The 16,115-nt window shown below is 61.7% G+C and carries 17 protein-coding genes; 8 read left to right on the plus strand and 9 right to left on the minus strand.

Features of this window, described 5'->3' with window-relative positions:
* Window positions 1-10: 10 nt before the first annotated feature.
* Together C8K18_RS04935 and C8K18_RS04940 are read right to left on the minus strand one after the other, a co-directional pair.
* Window positions 11-739 carry a DUF3348 domain-containing protein gene (locus C8K18_RS04935; RefSeq protein ID WP_107706842.1) on the minus strand — a complete coding sequence of 243 codons (729 nt, stop codon included), beginning with the start codon at window positions 737-739 and terminating at the stop codon, window positions 11-13.
* 109 nt (window positions 740-848) lie between these two features.
* Window positions 849-1,502 (minus strand): helix-turn-helix domain-containing protein, encoded by a 654-nt coding sequence (locus C8K18_RS04940; RefSeq protein WP_029970081.1) that lies wholly within the window; start codon window positions 1,500-1,502, stop codon window positions 849-851.
* A 125-nt stretch (window positions 1,503-1,627) separates the two neighbouring features.
* Between C8K18_RS04940 and C8K18_RS04945 the strand changes: the two genes are divergently transcribed.
* The 3 genes from C8K18_RS04945 to C8K18_RS04955 are packed head-to-tail and all read left to right on the plus strand — an operon-like array spanning window position 1,628 to window position 5,723.
* The gene (locus tag C8K18_RS04945; protein ID WP_006049462.1) at window positions 1,628-2,914 is read left to right on the plus strand and encodes an MFS transporter; all 1,287 of its coding nucleotides are present in this window, start codon (window positions 1,628-1,630) and stop codon (window positions 2,912-2,914) included.
* 38 nt (window positions 2,915-2,952) lie between these two features.
* Window positions 2,953-4,479, plus strand: a complete 1,527-nt coding sequence (locus C8K18_RS04950; protein ID WP_107706843.1) for an amidase — start codon at window positions 2,953-2,955, stop codon at window positions 4,477-4,479.
* A gap of 11 nt (window positions 4,480-4,490) precedes the next feature.
* Window positions 4,491-5,723, plus strand: coding sequence for an FAD-binding oxidoreductase (locus C8K18_RS04955; protein ID WP_107706844.1), 1,233 nt, complete (start codon window positions 4,491-4,493; stop codon window positions 5,721-5,723).
* A gap of 58 nt (window positions 5,724-5,781) precedes the next feature.
* On the opposite strand, the gene C8K18_RS04960 is transcribed toward C8K18_RS04955, so the two are convergent.
* Window positions 5,782-6,108, minus strand: coding sequence for a hypothetical protein (locus C8K18_RS04960; RefSeq protein WP_258196063.1), 327 nt, complete (start codon window positions 6,106-6,108; stop codon window positions 5,782-5,784).
* Window positions 6,109-6,174: 66 nt separating this feature from the next.
* Window positions 6,175-7,599, minus strand: coding sequence for a bifunctional diguanylate cyclase/phosphodiesterase (locus C8K18_RS04965; RefSeq protein ID WP_107706845.1), 1,425 nt, complete (start codon window positions 7,597-7,599; stop codon window positions 6,175-6,177).
* Window positions 7,600-7,851: 252 nt separating this feature from the next.
* On the opposite strand from C8K18_RS04965, the gene C8K18_RS04970 reads away from it, so the two are divergent.
* Window positions 7,852-8,802: a LysR substrate-binding domain-containing protein gene (locus tag C8K18_RS04970; protein ID WP_006049467.1), complete on the plus strand. Its 951-nt coding sequence runs from the start codon at window positions 7,852-7,854 to the stop codon at window positions 8,800-8,802.
* A gap of 81 nt (window positions 8,803-8,883) precedes the next feature.
* Here the strand turns inward: C8K18_RS04970 and mctP are convergent, their stop codons facing one another.
* Window positions 8,884-10,365 carry a monocarboxylate uptake permease MctP gene (gene mctP / locus C8K18_RS04975; protein WP_006049468.1) on the minus strand — a complete coding sequence of 494 codons (1,482 nt, stop codon included), beginning with the start codon at window positions 10,363-10,365 and terminating at the stop codon, window positions 8,884-8,886.
* Complete coding sequence (locus C8K18_RS04980) at window positions 10,362-10,559, minus strand: DUF3311 domain-containing protein (protein ID WP_006049469.1); 198 nt, start codon at window positions 10,557-10,559, stop codon at window positions 10,362-10,364. The genes mctP and C8K18_RS04980 overlap by 4 nt, the downstream gene beginning before the upstream one ends.
* 276 nt (window positions 10,560-10,835) lie before the next feature.
* Between C8K18_RS04980 and C8K18_RS04985 the strand changes: the two genes are divergently transcribed.
* Genes C8K18_RS04985 through C8K18_RS04995 form a run of 3 tightly spaced genes read left to right on the plus strand, consistent with a single transcriptional unit; the run spans window position 10,836 to window position 13,513 of the window.
* Window positions 10,836-12,257 carry a cache domain-containing protein gene (locus tag C8K18_RS04985; protein ID WP_107706846.1) on the plus strand — a complete coding sequence of 474 codons (1,422 nt, stop codon included), beginning with the start codon at window positions 10,836-10,838 and terminating at the stop codon, window positions 12,255-12,257.
* Window positions 12,254-12,901, plus strand: a complete 648-nt coding sequence (locus C8K18_RS04990) for a response regulator transcription factor (protein WP_107706847.1) — start codon at window positions 12,254-12,256, stop codon at window positions 12,899-12,901. Before C8K18_RS04985 ends, C8K18_RS04990 begins: the two co-directional genes overlap by 4 nt.
* 42 nt (window positions 12,902-12,943) lie before the next feature.
* Window positions 12,944-13,513 carry a hypothetical protein gene (locus C8K18_RS04995; protein WP_107706848.1) on the plus strand — a complete coding sequence of 190 codons (570 nt, stop codon included), beginning with the start codon at window positions 12,944-12,946 and terminating at the stop codon, window positions 13,511-13,513.
* 40 nt (window positions 13,514-13,553) lie between these two features.
* On the opposite strand, the gene C8K18_RS05000 is transcribed toward C8K18_RS04995, so the two are convergent.
* The 3 genes from C8K18_RS05000 to C8K18_RS05010 form a co-directional block, all read right to left on the minus strand.
* Window positions 13,554-14,039, minus strand: coding sequence for a hypothetical protein (locus tag C8K18_RS05000; protein ID WP_053860047.1), 486 nt, complete (start codon window positions 14,037-14,039; stop codon window positions 13,554-13,556).
* A gap of 27 nt (window positions 14,040-14,066) precedes the next feature.
* Window positions 14,067-14,864, minus strand: a complete 798-nt coding sequence (locus C8K18_RS05005; RefSeq protein ID WP_107706849.1) for an H-NS family nucleoid-associated regulatory protein — start codon at window positions 14,862-14,864, stop codon at window positions 14,067-14,069.
* Between the two features lie 257 nt (window positions 14,865-15,121).
* A complete protein-coding gene (locus C8K18_RS05010) occupies window positions 15,122-15,460 on the minus strand; it encodes a hypothetical protein (protein ID WP_029966658.1) in 339 nt (112 codons plus the stop codon).
* Window positions 15,461-15,707: 247 nt separating this feature from the next.
* Between C8K18_RS05010 and C8K18_RS05015 the strand changes: the two genes are divergently transcribed.
* Window positions 15,708-16,013 carry a hypothetical protein gene (locus C8K18_RS05015; protein ID WP_107706850.1) on the plus strand — a complete coding sequence of 102 codons (306 nt, stop codon included), beginning with the start codon at window positions 15,708-15,710 and terminating at the stop codon, window positions 16,011-16,013.
* The last annotated feature ends 102 nt before the right edge of the window (window positions 16,014-16,115 follow it).

Here is a 16,115-nt window from a genome sequence, read left to right on the forward strand (position 1 = left end):
GGCGTCCCGGTTAGCGAGTACGAAGGGCGGCAAGCAACCCTTCGACTGGTTGTAAACGAATATCCAGCTCGGCAAGCAGCACGCTTTGCATGTCCTTGCGGAACACGTCGAGCCAGGGGCCGGGCGCGCCGGGGGCGGCTTGTGCGCCATCGCCATCGTCCGGCAGCGGCTGTGCGCTGTCGCGCAGACGCTCGAAGTGTCCGGCGAGCAGCACCGGCAGATTGGCCAGCAGGCTTCGCTCGCGTTCGCCGAGCGCACGTTCCATCACGGCATCGAGCACCGCGAGACGGCCCATCGCAGGATTCCTGGCGGCAAGCAACGCGCGCAGCCGGCCGCGCAGATTGCCGACACCCGTTTCCATCGACTGCTGCATGGCCTGGTAGCGCTGACGAAAGAGCGCGTAGTCGACGGGCGCGGCCTGCGGCTCCACATACGCGGGACCGCGGCGCCTGGCGGTCGCGAACGCGCTGTCGCCGGTAATCGTGGCGACGAGCGCGGCCCGCGCGCGCGCGCATTCCGCCTCCTCCGCGCTGCCGAATGCTCGCGCGCCCGCGGCCGGCGTGGGCGGCGCGCCGCTGAGCGCCGACGACAGCGCGATCGCATCCGTCCAGCCGAGCCACTGGCTCAGCCGGTCGGATAGCGATTGCCGTGGTTCGGGAACGTCGACATTGGCGAAGCGCGCCAGCAGGCGAACGAGCGCCGGGCCGCTGAGAGCTGTGCGCTGGGGGGCTTGCAACATACCACCGGATGCAAAAAAGTCAGCAGTTTACACGCTGACGCGCACGACGGCTTCGCTCCCCATTACAACGTCCTCGCACGCAGACATCGTGGCGCTCGGGAATAGGCGTTCAAATCGCTCCGCGCGGCCGATGCTCGTCCGTATCGACGCAGCACACCAGCGCATCCGCATCTTCCTCGCCGACGCTCACATAGATGTGCCCGACCGAGCTGTCGAAGTACAGGCTGTCGCCCGGCATCAGCCTGAACGACTTGCCGTTCTCGAAGCGCAATTCGAGCTTGCCGGAGAGCAGAAAGACGAACTCCTCGCCCGAATGCCGGATGTACTCGGGAAAGTCCGATACGGCGCGCGCATGGATGTGCGCGCGCATCGGCATCATGCGTTTGCCCGTGAGGTTGTTCGCGAGCATCCCGTACTCGTAGTTCGGCGTGTCGTACACCTGCTGCTTGCCCGCCGCGGTGAACGACGGCTTCATCGCGCCGGCCGCCGGCTTGCGGCGCCGGCCGAAAATCGCGTCGAACTCGAGCTCGAGCGAATGCGCGAGTGCCGCGAACTTGTCGTAGGTCAGCGCGATGTCGCCGCGCTCGGCCTTCGAGATCGTCGATACCGCAATGCCCGAGCGCTCGGACAATTCGGCGAGCGTCAGCCCGCGCGCCTTGCGCGCCTGCCGCAAATGCCCGCCCACCAGCTTGTGATCGAGCGACGGCGGCGCTTCATGCGCGTGCGCCTTCGGTTGTTTCACTACGGCTACGGCTTTGACCATGTCACTGATTCCGCCTGGCTTCCTTGCTTCCCGCCTGTCCACAAAAATTTCTCGTATGCGAGAAACTATTTTTTTCTCGTATATGATAACTCACGTCGATTCCACCTTTATGTGGGGCCCGTATCGTGTCTACCCTTGCGCTTAGTCAGTCCCGTTTGACGAAGACCCGCGTCATCACTGCCACGACCATCGGCACGGCGCTCGAATTCTACGACTTCACGATCTACAGCTTCTTCGCGATCCAGATCGGGCAGTTGTTCTTTCCGGGCGCGTCGCCCGTCAATCAGTTTTTACTGTCGATCGGCGTATTCGGCGTGGGCTTCGTGGTGCGGCCGCTCGGCGGCGTCGTGATCGGCGCGTATGCGGATCGCGCGGGCCGCAAGAACGCGATGGTCCTCACGATCATGCTGATGGCGCTTAGCTGCGCGATGATCGCGTGCGCGCCCACTTACGCGGTCGCCGGCTTCGCCGCGCCGCTCATCGTGCTCGCCGCGCGGTTGATACAAGGCTTCGCGGCGGGCGGCGAGTTCGGACCGGGCACGACGCTGCTCGTCGAATATGCCACCGACAACACGCGCGCGTTCTTCGCGAGCTGGAATTTCGCGGCGACTGCCGCAGGCCTCGTGCTCGGCGCGCTGGTCGCGACGCTCGTCAATGTGCTGCTGCCGAAGCAGGCGGTGCTCGAATGGGGCTGGCGCATTCCGTTCGTGCTCGGCATCGTCGCGGCGCCGGCCGGCATGCTGATCCGCCGGCGCCTCGAAGAAACGCTGACCGCGCGCAAGCCCGGCGAAGCCGCGCCGAGCGGCGCGCTGAAGGCCGCGCTGACCACGCATCTCAAGCTGACGATTCTCGGCACTTTCGCCGAGTTGGGCGGCTCCGTGTCGGTCTACATCACCGCCTTTTTTCTGCCGAGTCATGCGGTGCGCGCGCTGCATCTTTCGTCGACGTCGGCGGTGATCTCCGGTATCGTCAGTTCGCTTGCGCTGTTCGTCGCCGCGCCGCTCGCCGGCATGCTCGCGGACCGCTACACCCGCAAGCGCGTGCTCGTGATTTCGCGCGTCGTGATGCTGTTGCTCGTGTATCCGGCGTTTGCATTCCTGAGCGCGCATCCGTCGATGACGGCGCTTTGCATCGTGTCCGCGCTGCTCGCCGTGTTCGTGTCCGGGCAGATCGTGCCCGTGCTCGTGATGATCCCGGAACTGTTCCCGAAGCATGTGCGTGCAACCGGAATTGCATTGACGTATGTTGTGAGCGCATCGTTTTTTGGCGGCTTCTCGCCGTTTATCGCAAGCTGGCTGGTCGCGCGCACCGGCAATCCGCTCGCGCCGGCCTGGTATGTGGCCGCCGCGTGCGCAATTTCGCTGGTGCCGGTAATCTGGCTGAAGGACCGCACCGGCGAAGCGCTCGGCTGACCAAGAAAGACACAATGAGCACAATGAGTGGAGACGATATGAGTCGAGACAACGATTTGCCCGGCCGTAGCGCGGTCGAGTTGCGCCGGATGATCGGCGCGAAAGAGATCTCGCCCGTCGAACTGCTGGAGGCGTGCATCGCGCGAATCGAGGCGGTGAATCCGGCGGTCAACGCGATCACCGCAACCGACTTTGTGGCCGCGCGCGCCGCCGCCAAACGCGCGGAAAAGCAGGTACTCGACGGCGAGCCGCTCGGCCTTCTGCACGGCTTGCCGCTCGGCGTGAAGGACCTCGAAAATACCGCCGGACTCCTGACGACTTATGGTTCGCCGATGTCGCGCGGCAACGTGCCCACGCAAGACGTGGTGCTCGTCGAGCGTCTGCGTGCCGCCGGCGCGATCGTCACCGCGAAGACCAACGTGCCGGAACTCGGCGCCGGCGCGAACACGCGCAATCCGGTGTGGGGCGCGACCGGCAATCCGTTCAACACAGCATTGAATGCAGGCGGCTCGTCGGGCGGTTCGGCGGCCGCGCTTGCGTGCGACATGCTGCCCGTGTGCACCGGCTCGGACACCGGCGGCTCGTTGCGCATTCCCGCTTCCAAATGCGGCGTGGTGGGCTTTCGTTCGACGCCGGGACTCGTGCCGAATTCGCGCAAGCTGGTGGGCTGGTCGCCGATCTCGGTGGTCGGGCCGATGGGCCGCAGCGTCGCCGAAGCGTGCTTGCAGCTCGCCGCTACCGTGGGCATCTCGGCGGGCGACCCGCTCAGCTTTGCCGCCGATCCGCTCAGCTTCGCCGCGCCCGCCGACATCGACCTCGCCACATTGCGCGTGGGCTGGACCGAAGACTTCGGCAGTTGCGACGTGGATGCGTCGATCCGCAACGTGTTTCGCGAACGCATCGCGCTAATCGCGCCGTCTTTCCGTTCATGCGAGGAAGTGAGCTTCGATCTCGGCGACGTGCACCGCTGCTTCGACGTGATTCGCGCGGAGAGCTTCGTCGCCGGTCTGCACGATGCCTATACGCGCGATCCGGCGCAACTCGGCCCGAACACACGCGCCAATTACGAGCTCGGCGCAAGCATGAGTCTCGCGGACAGCGCGTGGGCTCAAGCCGAACAGACGCGCATCTTCAAACGCTTTCAGGCCGCGTTCGAGCAGTACGACGTGATCCTCTCGCCGACCACGCCCGTATCGCCGTTTCCGTGGCAGCAGTTGTACGCCGCGCAAATCGACGGGCGCGAGCAGGACAACTATTACCGCTGGCTCGCGCTCACCTATGTCGTCACGCTGACGACGCATCCGGCGCTGTCGCTGCCGTGCGGTGTCGATCACGCGGGCATGCCGTTCGGCTTGCAAATCGTCGGGCCGTTTCATGGCGACCGCAAGACGCTCGCCGTCGCGCATGCGATGGAGCAGGTGTTCGCGCAGTCGCCTGCGTTGCGCCGTCCGCGACCCGATCTGTCGAAGCTCACGAAAGCGGACGCGTCGTTGAAATCGATCGTGACGTCGCCCCCTCTTTTTAACGACGCCGACGCGAACGGCTCGGGCCTCTCAGCAGTTTAACGATGACAACAATGAAGTTCGATACCGTCGTACTCGGCGCCGGCATTGTCGGCGTGTGCGTGGCCGTGCATTTGCAAAAGCGCGGCCGACAGGTCGCGCTGGTCGACCGCAAGGCGCCAGGCAACGAGACCTCGTTCGGCAATGCCGGATTGATTCAGCGAGAAGGCGTGTACCCGTACGCATTTCCGCGCGGACTGGGTGCATTGCTTCGCTATGCGCGCAACCAGTCGCTCGACGTTCGCTACCACGCCGATGCGCTATTTCACGCGGCGCCGTTTCTGCGGAGATACTGGCGCAACTCCGATCCGGCGAAACACGCCGCGATTGCAAAGTCATACTCGACGCTGATCGAACATTGCGTGAGCGAGCATCGCTCGCTGGCCGCGCAAGCGGACGCGAGTGCGCTGTTGCGCCCCACGGGCTGGATCAAGGTGTTTCGCAGCAACGCCGCTCAGGACGCGGAACTGCGAGTCGCCGATCGATGGAGCCGCGAATACGGCGTCGAATTCGAAGCGCTCGACGCCGCCCACCTGCAGCACATCGAGCCCGATCTCGACAAGGCATTGCTCGGCGGCCTGCGCTACACGCAAGCGGATTCGGTGAGCGATCCGAACGCGCTCGTCACGGCCTACGCGAAATACTTCGAGGCGCTCGGCGGACGGTTCTTCACCGGCGACGCCAATACGCTGCGCAACGGCTGGGAGGTCACGACAAACGCAGGGACGATCGCGGCTTCATCGGCGGTGGTCGCGTTGGGGCCGTGGTCCGGCGTGCTCAGTTCGCGGCTCGGGTATCGGCTGCCGCTCGGCGTCAAGCGCGGCTACCACATGCATTACGCGGCACGCGCGGGCGCGCGCCTCAATCATCCGGTACTCGACGCCGAAAGAGGCTATCTGCTCGCGCCGATGGCGCGCGGCATCCGCCTGACGACCGGCGCTGAAATCGCATTGCTCGATGCGCCGAAAACGCCCACGCAACTCGCCGCCGTCGAACCGATTGCACGCACGCTGTTCCCACTCGACAAACGCCTCGACGATCAACCGTGGATGGGCGCGCGGCCCTGCACGCCGGACATGATGCCCGTGATTGGCCGCGCCGAAAAACATCAGGGCTTGTGGTTCGCATTCGGTCACGCGCATCACGGACTCACGCTTGGGCCGGTGACCGGCCGCCTGATCGCCGAAATGATGACGGGTGAAGAAACGCTCGTGGACACGCATCCGTTCAGAGTGGACAGGTTCTAACGTCAAACGCGGGCAGCGCGCCTGCCGCTTCGTGCGGGAAGCGCGCCTGCCGCTTCATTTAGTGCAGCGGTTGCAGCGCGGTCCAGCGCGTCCAGCCGCTGTCGCCTGCTACCGGGCTGATCCGCAATGCGCGCGAACCGTCGGCGAAAATGATCGATTCGGCATGACATGCTTCGGGGTCCGGAATATCGCGCGGACCCACAAAGCCGACGACATGTTTGAACGAAAGATTGCCTTCGCGCAATATGTCGAGATAGGCGGGCTCCTCGTTGTCGAATGGCTGAGCGGTGCAACGGTTCAACAGCACAGCAGCGATTTCTGCATCACACATGTTCTCTCTCTCCTGACTGACTAACGCGACACCTCCCATGCCGGTGGCGTTCAAGCTCGTCATTTTTATGAAATCATTCTAGAAGTCATGGCCGAAAACGCCAGCCCTCTCGCGCATTCGTTATCTGGGCATACGCTTTCTCCTGAAGCGGTCCCCGTCCGATAGTCTGCCGGCGCAATCGGCCGCGGTTCCAGGGCGGCCGAACAGATAACCTTGCAGCGCGTCGCAGCCCATCTCGCGCAGCATCACTGCCTGCTGTTCGGTTTCCACGCCTTCAGCCGTGACCGACATTCCGCATGCATGAGCCATTTTCACGAGCGCCTCTGCAATCGCAGCGCAATCCGTGTCGTCCGGCAAACCGGCGACAAACGAGCGGTCGATCTTCAGGCCATGCAGCGCAAAACGCTTCAGATACGACAGCGACGCGTAGCCCGTGCCGAAGTCGTCGATTGCGAGCGTGACGCCTAGTTTGGCGAGTGCGGCCATCGTCGCGCGCACGGTGGCATCGTCCGGCAGCAGAATGCCCTCGGTGATTTCGAGTTGCAAAGCGGAGGGGTCGAGCCCGCTGTTCGCAAGGCACGCAGCGACATGTTGCACGAGCCGCGCGTTGAACTGCACCGGCGAAATATTCACGGACACACTGACATCCGGCGCGATGCTCCAGCGCCAGTTCGCGACCTGTGCGCATGCCTGCTCGAGTACCCAATCGCCGATGTCTTCCATCAAGCCCGCCTGTTCCGCAATCGGGATGAATTCGGCGGGGGCCACGTCGCCAAGTTCGCTGCTGGTCCAGCGCAGCAATGCCTCCACAGCTATGGTTTCGCGCGACGCCGCCGCCACGACTGGCTGATACGCAATTGTTAATTCGCCCGCCTTGAGCGCATCGCGCAGCCGGTTCTCGATCGCAAAGCGGCGCTGCGCAGCCTCTTTCATATCGCGCGTGAAAAAGCACACGTTGCCGGGTGCATGGACTTTCGCGCGACGCATCGCGGCGCCGGCATCGCGCATCAGCAGCGACGCATCGCGAGCGCCGTCGTTGGAGCGCGCAACGCCCACCGACGCACTCACGCGATACTCGCGCCCCGCGATCACGAACGGCTCGGCGAATAACGCGAGCATCTGTTGCGCGAACGCGGCTAGCATCGGCATGTGGCCGTGATGTTCGGTAACGATCAGGAACTCGTCGCCGCCGATCCGCGCAAGCAGATCGTTCGTGGCGAGCGCGCGCGCGAGCCGCTGGGCGACGCTGCGCAACAGGCGGTCGCCGAGATCGTAGTCAGCAATGTCGTTGATCCTGCTGAAGCCATCCACGTTGACCACCAGCATTGCCACACGCGCCGCCCGCGCAGACTTCAGAAGCTGTTGAGCGCGCCCTGTCGCGTACGCGCGGTTATAGACACCCGTGAGCGAATCGACAAACAAAGCATGCAGGAGCCGTCCATCCGCCACCCTTTGCACAGTAGGGCTTTTCAATGTTGCGTCGTCATGTGCGAAGTGCAATGGGACGCCGGAAGCGGTTGCCGGCACGGAAACTTGCTCGGCCATCATTACACTCCTATGCTAGGCATTACGCATTCAGCAGACAGCTTGCCGTTTTATGCATGCAGCTAAATTTTTATAGCCGTCAAGACTACGAGGTGTAGAGCTTTATCGCGCGAGAAAAAACACGCGCCGCCATGCGGTAGCCGTGCCTCCACGATATTCCCGCATAGGCCGCTTGAGAACGCGCCACGCCGGTGAACGCGTAAAGCAACGGCAAACGCTTTACCACACGCGGTATAAACCGCTGGGCCACAAATGAAAATTCATCAGCTACGCGCCCTCATCGCCATTGCCGATGCGGGAAGTGTCAGGGGTGCCGCGCGAACGCTCAATTCGTCGCCGGCGGCCGTAACGCAAAATATTCAGCAACTGGAAGAAGCGGCACACGTTCAACTCGTTGTGCGCACATCGTCCGGAGTGACGCTCACCGAATGCGGGCAAACCCTGCTTTTGCATGCACGGCTCGTCGCCGCGCAAATGGTGCGTGCGCATCAGGCGATGGACGCAATGCGCGGCGAGCCAAGCGGGCGTCTTTCGATTGCGGTGACCGCGTGGGTCGCATTGACATTTCTGCCCGAAACAGTCGCGCGCTTTCGCGCCAGAATGCCGGCAATACAACTGGAATTATTCGAAGGCTTACTCGCGATCGCGACACCGCGCTTGCGCGACGGCAGCCTGGACATTTATGTCGGGCGTCAATCGCCGAGTGTCTCTGCATGCGATTTCAACTATCAGCCGCTGTTCGCCACGAGCCGCGCGGTCGTCGCACGCCTGGGTCATCCGCGCGCGGAATCGCGTTCTCTCGCGGAATTGCTCGACGACGACTGGCTGGTTGCGCTCGATCCGGAAACCGAGGGGCATGCGCCCTATCAGATGTTCTCCCGCTACGGATTGCCGGTGCCGCGCAGCATCCACTTTCTCCATTCGCTCACCGTGGCGGTCGCACTGCTCAAGCGCACTGACATGGTGAGCATTTTTCCGTGGCCGCTCGTCGAACTCTGCGCGGCGCGCGACGGTTTGTGCGCGATCCCCTTGCGCGAAGAACTCGAAGACTCGACGGTCGGCATCATCACGCGCACTGGCGAGCCGTCCGATGCCGCGTCGCAATGCTTTATCGATTGCCTGCTCGAAACGATCCGCGATGAATCGTGGGGCCGCACGACGGAGATTCGCCGCGCCATGCAATCGGTGGAAGTGCTGGTTTAGCGCGCCTCGCTCGCTTTAAATAAAAAACGCCGCGAGCCCGAAGGCCCGCGGCGTCAATAACACTCGATCAGTAAAGAACGATCAGGCGGTCACGGCCACTCGCCGCGGCGACAGCGCCGACACGACGAACGCCACCACGATGTTCGCGACCAGTGCGATCAGGCCGATATAAACCGGATACACGGCGTCGCCGAGATGCAGTGCGAACACCGGCTTGAGCCCTTGCGAAATCGCGAGCGACGTGCCGAGCAAAATGCCGACGAGCCAACCGCTAAAGAGACCCGGCGTATTCAGGCGCCGCGTGTACAGCGAGAACACGATAGCCGGGAAGATCTGCAAGATCCACACGCCGCCGAGCAATTGCAGGTCGATCGCATATTGCGTCGGCAGGAATACGATGAACAGCAACGCGCCGAACTTCACCACGAGCGACACGATCTTCGCGTTCGCCGCTTCGGCTTCAGGCGTGATATTCGGCGACACCAGCGGGCGCCACAAATTGCGCGTGAACAGATTGGCCGCGCCGATCGACATGATCGCTGCCGGAACCAGTGCGCTAATCGCAATTGCAGCCGCCGCAAAGCCGACGAACCACGACGGGAACAGCGTATTGAAAAGCGCCGGCACGATATCCGAAGCCGACTTCACATGCACGCCGGCCGCAATCGCCATATAACCGAGCAACGCGATCAGGCCGAGCAGCAGCGTATAAGCCGGCAGAAAAATCGCATTCTTGCGCACCGTTTTTGCCGAAGAGGACGAGAGCACCGCCGTCATCGTGTGCGGATACATGAAGGCCGCGAGCGCCGAACCCAGTGCGAGCGATGCATACGCGGTGAATTGCGTCGGCTTGAGAATGATGCCGGTCGCGCCGCCCTTCGCCTTGAAATAGGTATCCGCTGCGTCGAACACATGCGCGTAGCCGCCGAGTTTCGCGGGAATCAGCCACACCGCCGCGATCACGACGATGTAAATCATGATGTCCTTCACGAACGCGATCATCGCCGGGGCGCGCAATCCGCTTGCATACGTGTACAGCGCGAGAATCACGAACGCGACGATCAGCGGCAATTCGCCGGTCACGCCGAGTCCCTTGATCACCACTTGCATGCCGACCAGTTGCAGCGCGATATACGGCATGGTCGCCACGATACCGGTCAACGCGACCGCGGCCGGAAACCACTTGCCGCCGTATTCGCCGTGCACGTAGTCCGCTGCCGTGATGTGGTTCTTCGCGTGTGCGATTTTCCACAACTTCGGCATCACCGCAAACACGAACGGGTAAACGATGATCGTGTACGGCAACGCAAAGAAACCATATGCGCCGACGGAATACACGAGTGCGGGTACGGCGATCACCGTGTAGGCGGTATAAAAGTCGCCGCCGACGAGGAACCAGGAAATGACCGTGCCGAACTGCCGGCCGCCCAGACCCCATTCGTGCAACTGCGTGAGGTCGCCGCGTTTCCAGCGGGCGGCAAAGAAACCGATTACCGTGACAAGCACGAAGAATGCGATGAAGACGGTCATCGCCACCGGATTGACGGGGTTCAGGTCGCTCATTTGACACCTCGGTACACGACGTAAATCAGCAGCGAGGTCAACGGCACCCACAGGAACTGATACCAGTAAAAGAACGGAAAACCGGCGAACGACGGACGCGTGTCGTTATAGAACGGCAGCCACAAGAGCGCGATATACGGAAGCAAAAGAATGAGCCATAGCCATGACCGGCCGGCGGATGGGGAGGTCTCCATGTACATCTCCTAGGTCTATTATTGACACCACGCATCCGGACTTGTGATCCGGCGCGCGGAAATCCGGTAACGGGTATTCGTGTGAAATACCCGCGCAGTCATCTGCCGAAACCGGAATCTGCTTTTGCGCACTGCCGACGCATGAGCGCGAAAACGTCCGCAAGACGCAATGCGCCGCGGGGATGTAGTATTCGCCTTCGTAAGCGTCCTCACAAGCGCGCAACTACGTAAGCCGGCTACGTATTACTACGTAGTCAACTGGCCGTCTTTTCAACGATGAAACTCAAAGCCAAGATCGTCTTGCTGGCTATCGTGCCCTTTCTCGCGGCTATCGCCAGCATCGAAATCGGCGTGCGCCGCGAAGCGACCGCGCTCGCGCAAACACAGCACGCGACGACTCAGGCCGCGTACATGGCGAGCAAGGAAATCGAGCTCAAGCATTACGTCGAGTTGGCGACGTCCGCCATCGCGCCGCTTTACGAAGCCGGCGAAGATAACGCACGCGACGACGCGCTGCGCCGCACGCGCGCGCTCGACGTGCTCGAGAAGATGGACTTCGGCAAGGACGGCTATTTCTTCGTCTACGACATGCATGGCCGTTCGCTCATGCATCCGCGCGAGCCGCATCTCGTGGGGCGCGATTTGTCGGAACTGCGCGATCCGCAAGGCGTGCTCACCATCCAGAAGCTGCTCGCCGCGGCATCGCAAGGCGGCGGCTATGTGCGCTATCTGTGGCATCGTCCGTCGACGGGCAAGCTCGCTTCGAAACTCGGCTACGTGGTGCCTCTCGAACGCTGGGGCTGGATGATCGGCACCGGCATCTATCTCGACGACGTCGACACGACCCTCGCGCATATCGACGAGCGCGCGGCGATCAATATCGATCGCACGATGATGTGGATCGACGCGATCGCACTCGCGGGGCTCGCCGCTATCGCGCTGTGCGCGCTCGTGCTCAACGTCACCGAATATCGCAGCGCCGACGCGAAACTGAAGCGGCTCGCGCAGCAGGTGGTCGAATCGCAGGAGAACGAACGCGCGCGGCTTTCGCGGGAATTGCACGACGGCATCAGCCAGATGATGGTGTCCGTGAAGCTGCTGCTCGAATCGGCGCTCGCGCGTTTCGAGCGCAGCGAAACGCGCGTGCCCGCCGCGGAAGCCGCGTTGTCGACCAGTCTCACGCGTCTCGGCGACACGTTGCGCGAAGTGCGGCGTATTTCTCATGCGCTGCGCCCGTCGATGCTGGACGACCTGGGCGTCGCGGCAGCCATCGAGCAACTCACGCGCGAACTGAGCGAACAGTCGGGCATTGAAATCGGCTTCACGCAGATCACGCATACTCACGCCGCGGTTTTAACGGATGCGGTGAACACCGTCCTGTTCCGCATTGCTCAGGAAGCGCTGACCAACATCGTGCGCCATGCGCGTGCGTCGAACGCGGCGCTCTCGCTGGAAGTGTCGAACGATGCCGTCGCGCTCACAATCGCCGACAACGGCTGCGGTTTCGATGTCGCGCACGCGTTTGTCGGCCGCCGCTCGGGCGTTGGGCTGCGCAATATGCGCGAGCGCGTGGAAGCGTTAGGCGGCACGCTTGCGCTCAACTCGCAGCCTGGCCATACGCTCGTCACCGCGCGTGTTCCGCTCGTCGCCGGTACAACGGAGCCTCATAAGCAGAGCCTGCAGGAAGTGTCTTCATGAACGATATCTCACATCCCATTGCCCGTCTGATTCTGGTCGACGATCATCCGCTCGTTCGCGACGGCTTGCGTGCGCGGCTCGAAGCAGTGCGCAACCTGGAGGTAGTCGGCGAAGCAGGCAATGCACAGGAAGCGCTCGCGCTCGCCGCGAGCCTGGAGCCTCACCTCGTGCTGATGGATGTCGGCATGAACGGAATGAACGGCATTGCGCTTGCCGGCATGTTTCATGAGCGATTCCCCGCGATTCGCGTATTGATGCTGTCGATGCACGACAACCTCGAATACGTCACGCAGGCAGTGCGCGCGGGCGCGAGCGGTTATGTGCTGAAGGACTCGCCGTCGACTGAGATCATTCAGGCGATTAGCGTCGTGCTCGACGGAAAGACTTATTTCAGCGCGGGACTCGGCGCCCGATTGATTCAGGCTTCGGCGATGCAATCGCCGGTTGAACGGCTCACGCCGCGTGAACGCGATATTCTCGATGCACTCGCCGAGGGTTTGTCGAGCAAGCAGATTGCTCAACGCAACGATCTGTCGGTGCGTACTGTCGAGACACATCGCCTGAATCTGAAGCGCAAGCTCGATATTGAAGGCCAGGCCGAATTGATCAAGTTTGCGGTCGAGAACCGGCGCACGAGCCGCTAATAAGAAGAACGTCTCGCTGCGCAACGAGTGGAGACAATCAGCATGATACTGAGACGATTCACGCAGCGGCCGGCGAGTGCATTGCAATGCGCGGCTTTATGTCTATCGTTGTTTTTGGTTCTGTCTTTGGCTCGCGGCGAAGAACAGCGAATCAATCGCGGACATGACCCGTTCTTTCAGATTTCCAAAGCCATTGACGGATGCCCAGCACCGCTCGGCCCACTCGAAACCGAACAGGAATGGCTCGCCGACAGTCATTACCGCATTGAACGCGGCAACAGTTGCTGGATAGAAGGGCGTTGCCGCTTACCCAACGCTTATCTGTACGACAAGGAAATTGCGGAGGCCGTGCAGCGGCGTCTCGCCAATATCAATGCCGCGACTCATTGGCGCGAACATTCGACGCTTTGGCTCACGCTGCAACGTCGCTTTGTCTATGTGGAAGGCTGCGTATCGTCTGGCTTCGACAAGCAGGCGTTCCTCAGCGAACTCGCGAAAACTGCGGACGTCGAACGCGTAATCGACAATACGACGACCAACCCGCGCGCCCCGCAATTGCCTTATAGAACACTTGCAGAACCGGAGCGCCCGGTACTCGATCCGGGCAACTAACCTGGCGCGCGGCGAACAGGCAGCGCCGCTCTGGATAGATCTACCGTACCAGTGCAAATGCCTCGCGGCTTGCGATTTCAGCCGCGCCGTATACACCGACCAGCGTGTAATCGGACGCTATGCACTCGAACGTGGACTCCAGAAACGTAATGACGAAATGACGCTTCGCCAGTTCCGGCAATGACACTGCGGCGAGTTCATCGACAAGAGAAGAGTTGATCACTTCCTGTGCGGCAAAAGCGGCCAGACCTTGCGACGCGAGCGGATGAATCTCGAGATCGCCATCGCCCGGTGGCCCTAGCCGATGAAACACCGTGTCGGGGAATAACACTGCGCAGAACGGATCGTCGTCGGGATCGAACGGACCGAACCGCTCGAAGTCGGATTCCGCAATCGGATAAGCGAGAATCACGCGGCGATCGCTCGCGACAATGAACGGCTCCGCTGCGTCGGCTGCGGGATGAGGAACTGAGTCCAGCAGGAGAACCTGATCCTCCTGCTGGGGCGATTCATGTACGCTTGTCATGTACTTCGCTGTGCCAGTGCAGTGCGCTTATGCGCTCGCCGCGGTGGACGCGACCGGTGCCGCAGCGGTCACTGCGGGTTGCGAACTTGCGGCTTTCTTGCGGCCCGGAAGTTTGCTCGCAGTTTTGCTTGCAGCCTTCGTTGCTGCCTTTTTCGCGGTGACTTTTCGCGCGGCGGTTTTCTTTGCAGCGGGTTTTACCGCAGCTTTTTTAGTGGCAACAGATTGACTACCCGCCCGCGCCTTTTTCGCCACAACCTTTTTCGCAGCCGCGGATTTCACTTTACCGGCCTTACCCGCCACCGACGCTGCGCCGCCGTCGATCAGAAACCTGCTGCGATCCTTCACCGATGCAAGCCATGCAGGCGCCGGGCCGCGTCCGCTCCAGGTCGCGCCGGTTGACGGATTGCGATACTTCGGCGGTTGCGCGCCTTTCGGCTGACCTTTGGCTTTCGCGTTGTTAGCGGCAACGCTGCCCCACTTCGATTCGCTTGCGCCGTCGATGAGAAACACGCTGCGGTCTTTCGCGGTTGCAATCCAACCGGGCGCGCGGCCGTGTCCGGTCCAGGTCGCACCGGTTTTGTGATCGCGATACTTCGGAATCTTCTGTCCGGCTGCCGCGGCCTTTGCGTTGCCGGCATGGCCGTTAAGGCCCTTGGCCGCGCGCCGCGCTTTTGCTTGCGCTTCGATGTCGGCGGTAGTCAGGCCGTGCTTAAGCATCAATTCGCGAATCTGGTCGATTGCGACTTGCGCTTTCCTTGCAATAAGGGCGTCAGCTTGCGCCTGGAGCTTCTTAAGCTTTGCCTGGATTTGCTCTAACGTGGGCATTGAATTGCTCCTTATGTGGTAATCGAACGAACTATGCCATGAATAACGTGGGAACGGCATAGCCGGATGGCCATAAAAAACCGAATTCTGACTTGCTCTACGCGTGCGGAATACAAAAAGTTCTCTTCGATGCAATCGATAGACGCCTTTAGCGTGCATTCGTTCTTTGCCTGTGCCACTTTTTATGGACTCTTTATTACGCGTTGCTTCTTTCTTTATTCCGGCGCTCTCTTTCTTTCCAATTGTTGCCGGACAGATCAGGTCGGGGTAAAAACGACAACCTGACGGTCCGCAATGTATCTGACGCTGCGCAAAAAGCGATACTGCTGGCCATCGGCGGTGATCCGGTTAAGTCCTATGCGGGTCAGCGCGAGAATCTCGTCAGCCTGCTCGGCCTGTACCACGCCCTCATCGCGCAAATCTTCCAGAGAAGCGGACGGATCGCCGATATAAACACTGCGCACGTGCGCTCCAATTCTCATGAGAACGACGCTTTCGCCCTCGTCGAGCGCCAGTTCAAGATAGGCCGCCAGAATTCGCAGCGACTCGGGCGTGCAAGTCTGGGCCTGATAGATCGCGGCATTCGATGGCGTCATGTCGGTTCCCCGTCACCTGTATCGAGAAAAGGCGGCACTGTGCATTGCGGCAAGAGCCGCTTCTACTATAGGCAAGCATTCGGAGATTCAAAGGCTTCGAGTTCATTTTTTAACGCCGCAGTGGCCGTAACCGTGCGTTACCAATCTCGCAGCGCTGTTTCACCTGTGTCGTGGGCACGCTTCTACACTTCAACCGTCCATCGAGACAAAGCTCTGGCAGCGCACTTCAAGTGCAAGGAGAAGGGAAATGAACAAGAAGATCGTTGGCGCAGCACTCGGTCTGGCAGTTCTCGCCGCATCGTCGGTTGCTTCTGCTCATGTGAATCTCGCCGTCGGCGTCGGCATTCCGGTCGGCGTCTATGCGCCGCAGCCCGTTTATGTGGCGCCTCCGGTTGCGTACGGCCCTGCCCCGGTCGCGGTAGCCTATGGCGGTTATCGCGCTTATGACGGCCGCGACGCGTGGCGCGAACGCCGCGAATGGCGGGAGCACGAATGGCGCCGCGAGCACTGGCGCGAGCATGAATGGCGCGAGCGGCAACGCTGGGGTTATTGAGGCGGCGCCATCGCTTTAAGCGTTGTGGCGTTCAGTACTTTCATCTGAAACCGGGCCATAAAGACATAAAGAGGCCGCCCGCGTGGCGGTCTCCACTCATTC

Source organism: Paraburkholderia sp. GV068 (genome assembly GCF_003058125.1).
In the GTDB taxonomy this organism is placed as follows: domain Bacteria; phylum Pseudomonadota; class Gammaproteobacteria; order Burkholderiales; family Burkholderiaceae; genus Paraburkholderia; species Paraburkholderia graminis.

Excerpts from the sequence above, each read along its gene's own strand:
- C8K18_RS04935 (WP_107706842.1), bottom strand. The coding sequence starts at position 739 with ATGTTGCAAGCCCCCCAGCGCACAGCTCTCAGCGGCCCGGCGCTCGTT.
- C8K18_RS04940 (WP_029970081.1), bottom strand. The coding sequence starts at position 1,502 with ATGGTCAAAGCCGTAGCCGTAGTGAAACAACCGAAGGCGCACGCGCAT.
- C8K18_RS04950 (WP_107706843.1), top strand. The coding sequence starts at position 2,953 with ATGAGTCGAGACAACGATTTGCCCGGCCGTAGCGCGGTCGAGTTGCGC.
- C8K18_RS04955 (WP_107706844.1), top strand. The coding sequence starts at position 4,491 with ATGAAGTTCGATACCGTCGTACTCGGCGCCGGCATTGTCGGCGTGTGC.
- C8K18_RS04965 (WP_107706845.1), bottom strand. The coding sequence starts at position 7,599 with ATGGCCGAGCAAGTTTCCGTGCCGGCAACCGCTTCCGGCGTCCCATTG.
- C8K18_RS04970 (WP_006049467.1), top strand. The coding sequence starts at position 7,852 with ATGAAAATTCATCAGCTACGCGCCCTCATCGCCATTGCCGATGCGGGA.
- mctP (WP_006049468.1), bottom strand. The coding sequence starts at position 10,365 with ATGAGCGACCTGAACCCCGTCAATCCGGTGGCGATGACCGTCTTCATC.
- C8K18_RS04980 (WP_006049469.1), bottom strand. The coding sequence starts at position 10,559 with ATGGAGACCTCCCCATCCGCCGGCCGGTCATGGCTATGGCTCATTCTT.
- C8K18_RS04985 (WP_107706846.1), top strand. The coding sequence starts at position 10,836 with ATGAAACTCAAAGCCAAGATCGTCTTGCTGGCTATCGTGCCCTTTCTC.
- C8K18_RS04990 (WP_107706847.1), top strand. The coding sequence starts at position 12,254 with ATGAACGATATCTCACATCCCATTGCCCGTCTGATTCTGGTCGACGAT.
- C8K18_RS04995 (WP_107706848.1), top strand. The coding sequence starts at position 12,944 with ATGATACTGAGACGATTCACGCAGCGGCCGGCGAGTGCATTGCAATGC.
- C8K18_RS05000 (WP_053860047.1), bottom strand. The coding sequence starts at position 14,039 with ATGACAAGCGTACATGAATCGCCCCAGCAGGAGGATCAGGTTCTCCTG.
- C8K18_RS05005 (WP_107706849.1), bottom strand. The coding sequence starts at position 14,864 with ATGCCCACGTTAGAGCAAATCCAGGCAAAGCTTAAGAAGCTCCAGGCG.
- C8K18_RS05010 (WP_029966658.1), bottom strand. The coding sequence starts at position 15,460 with ATGACGCCATCGAATGCCGCGATCTATCAGGCCCAGACTTGCACGCCC.
- C8K18_RS05015 (WP_107706850.1), top strand. The coding sequence starts at position 15,708 with ATGAACAAGAAGATCGTTGGCGCAGCACTCGGTCTGGCAGTTCTCGCC.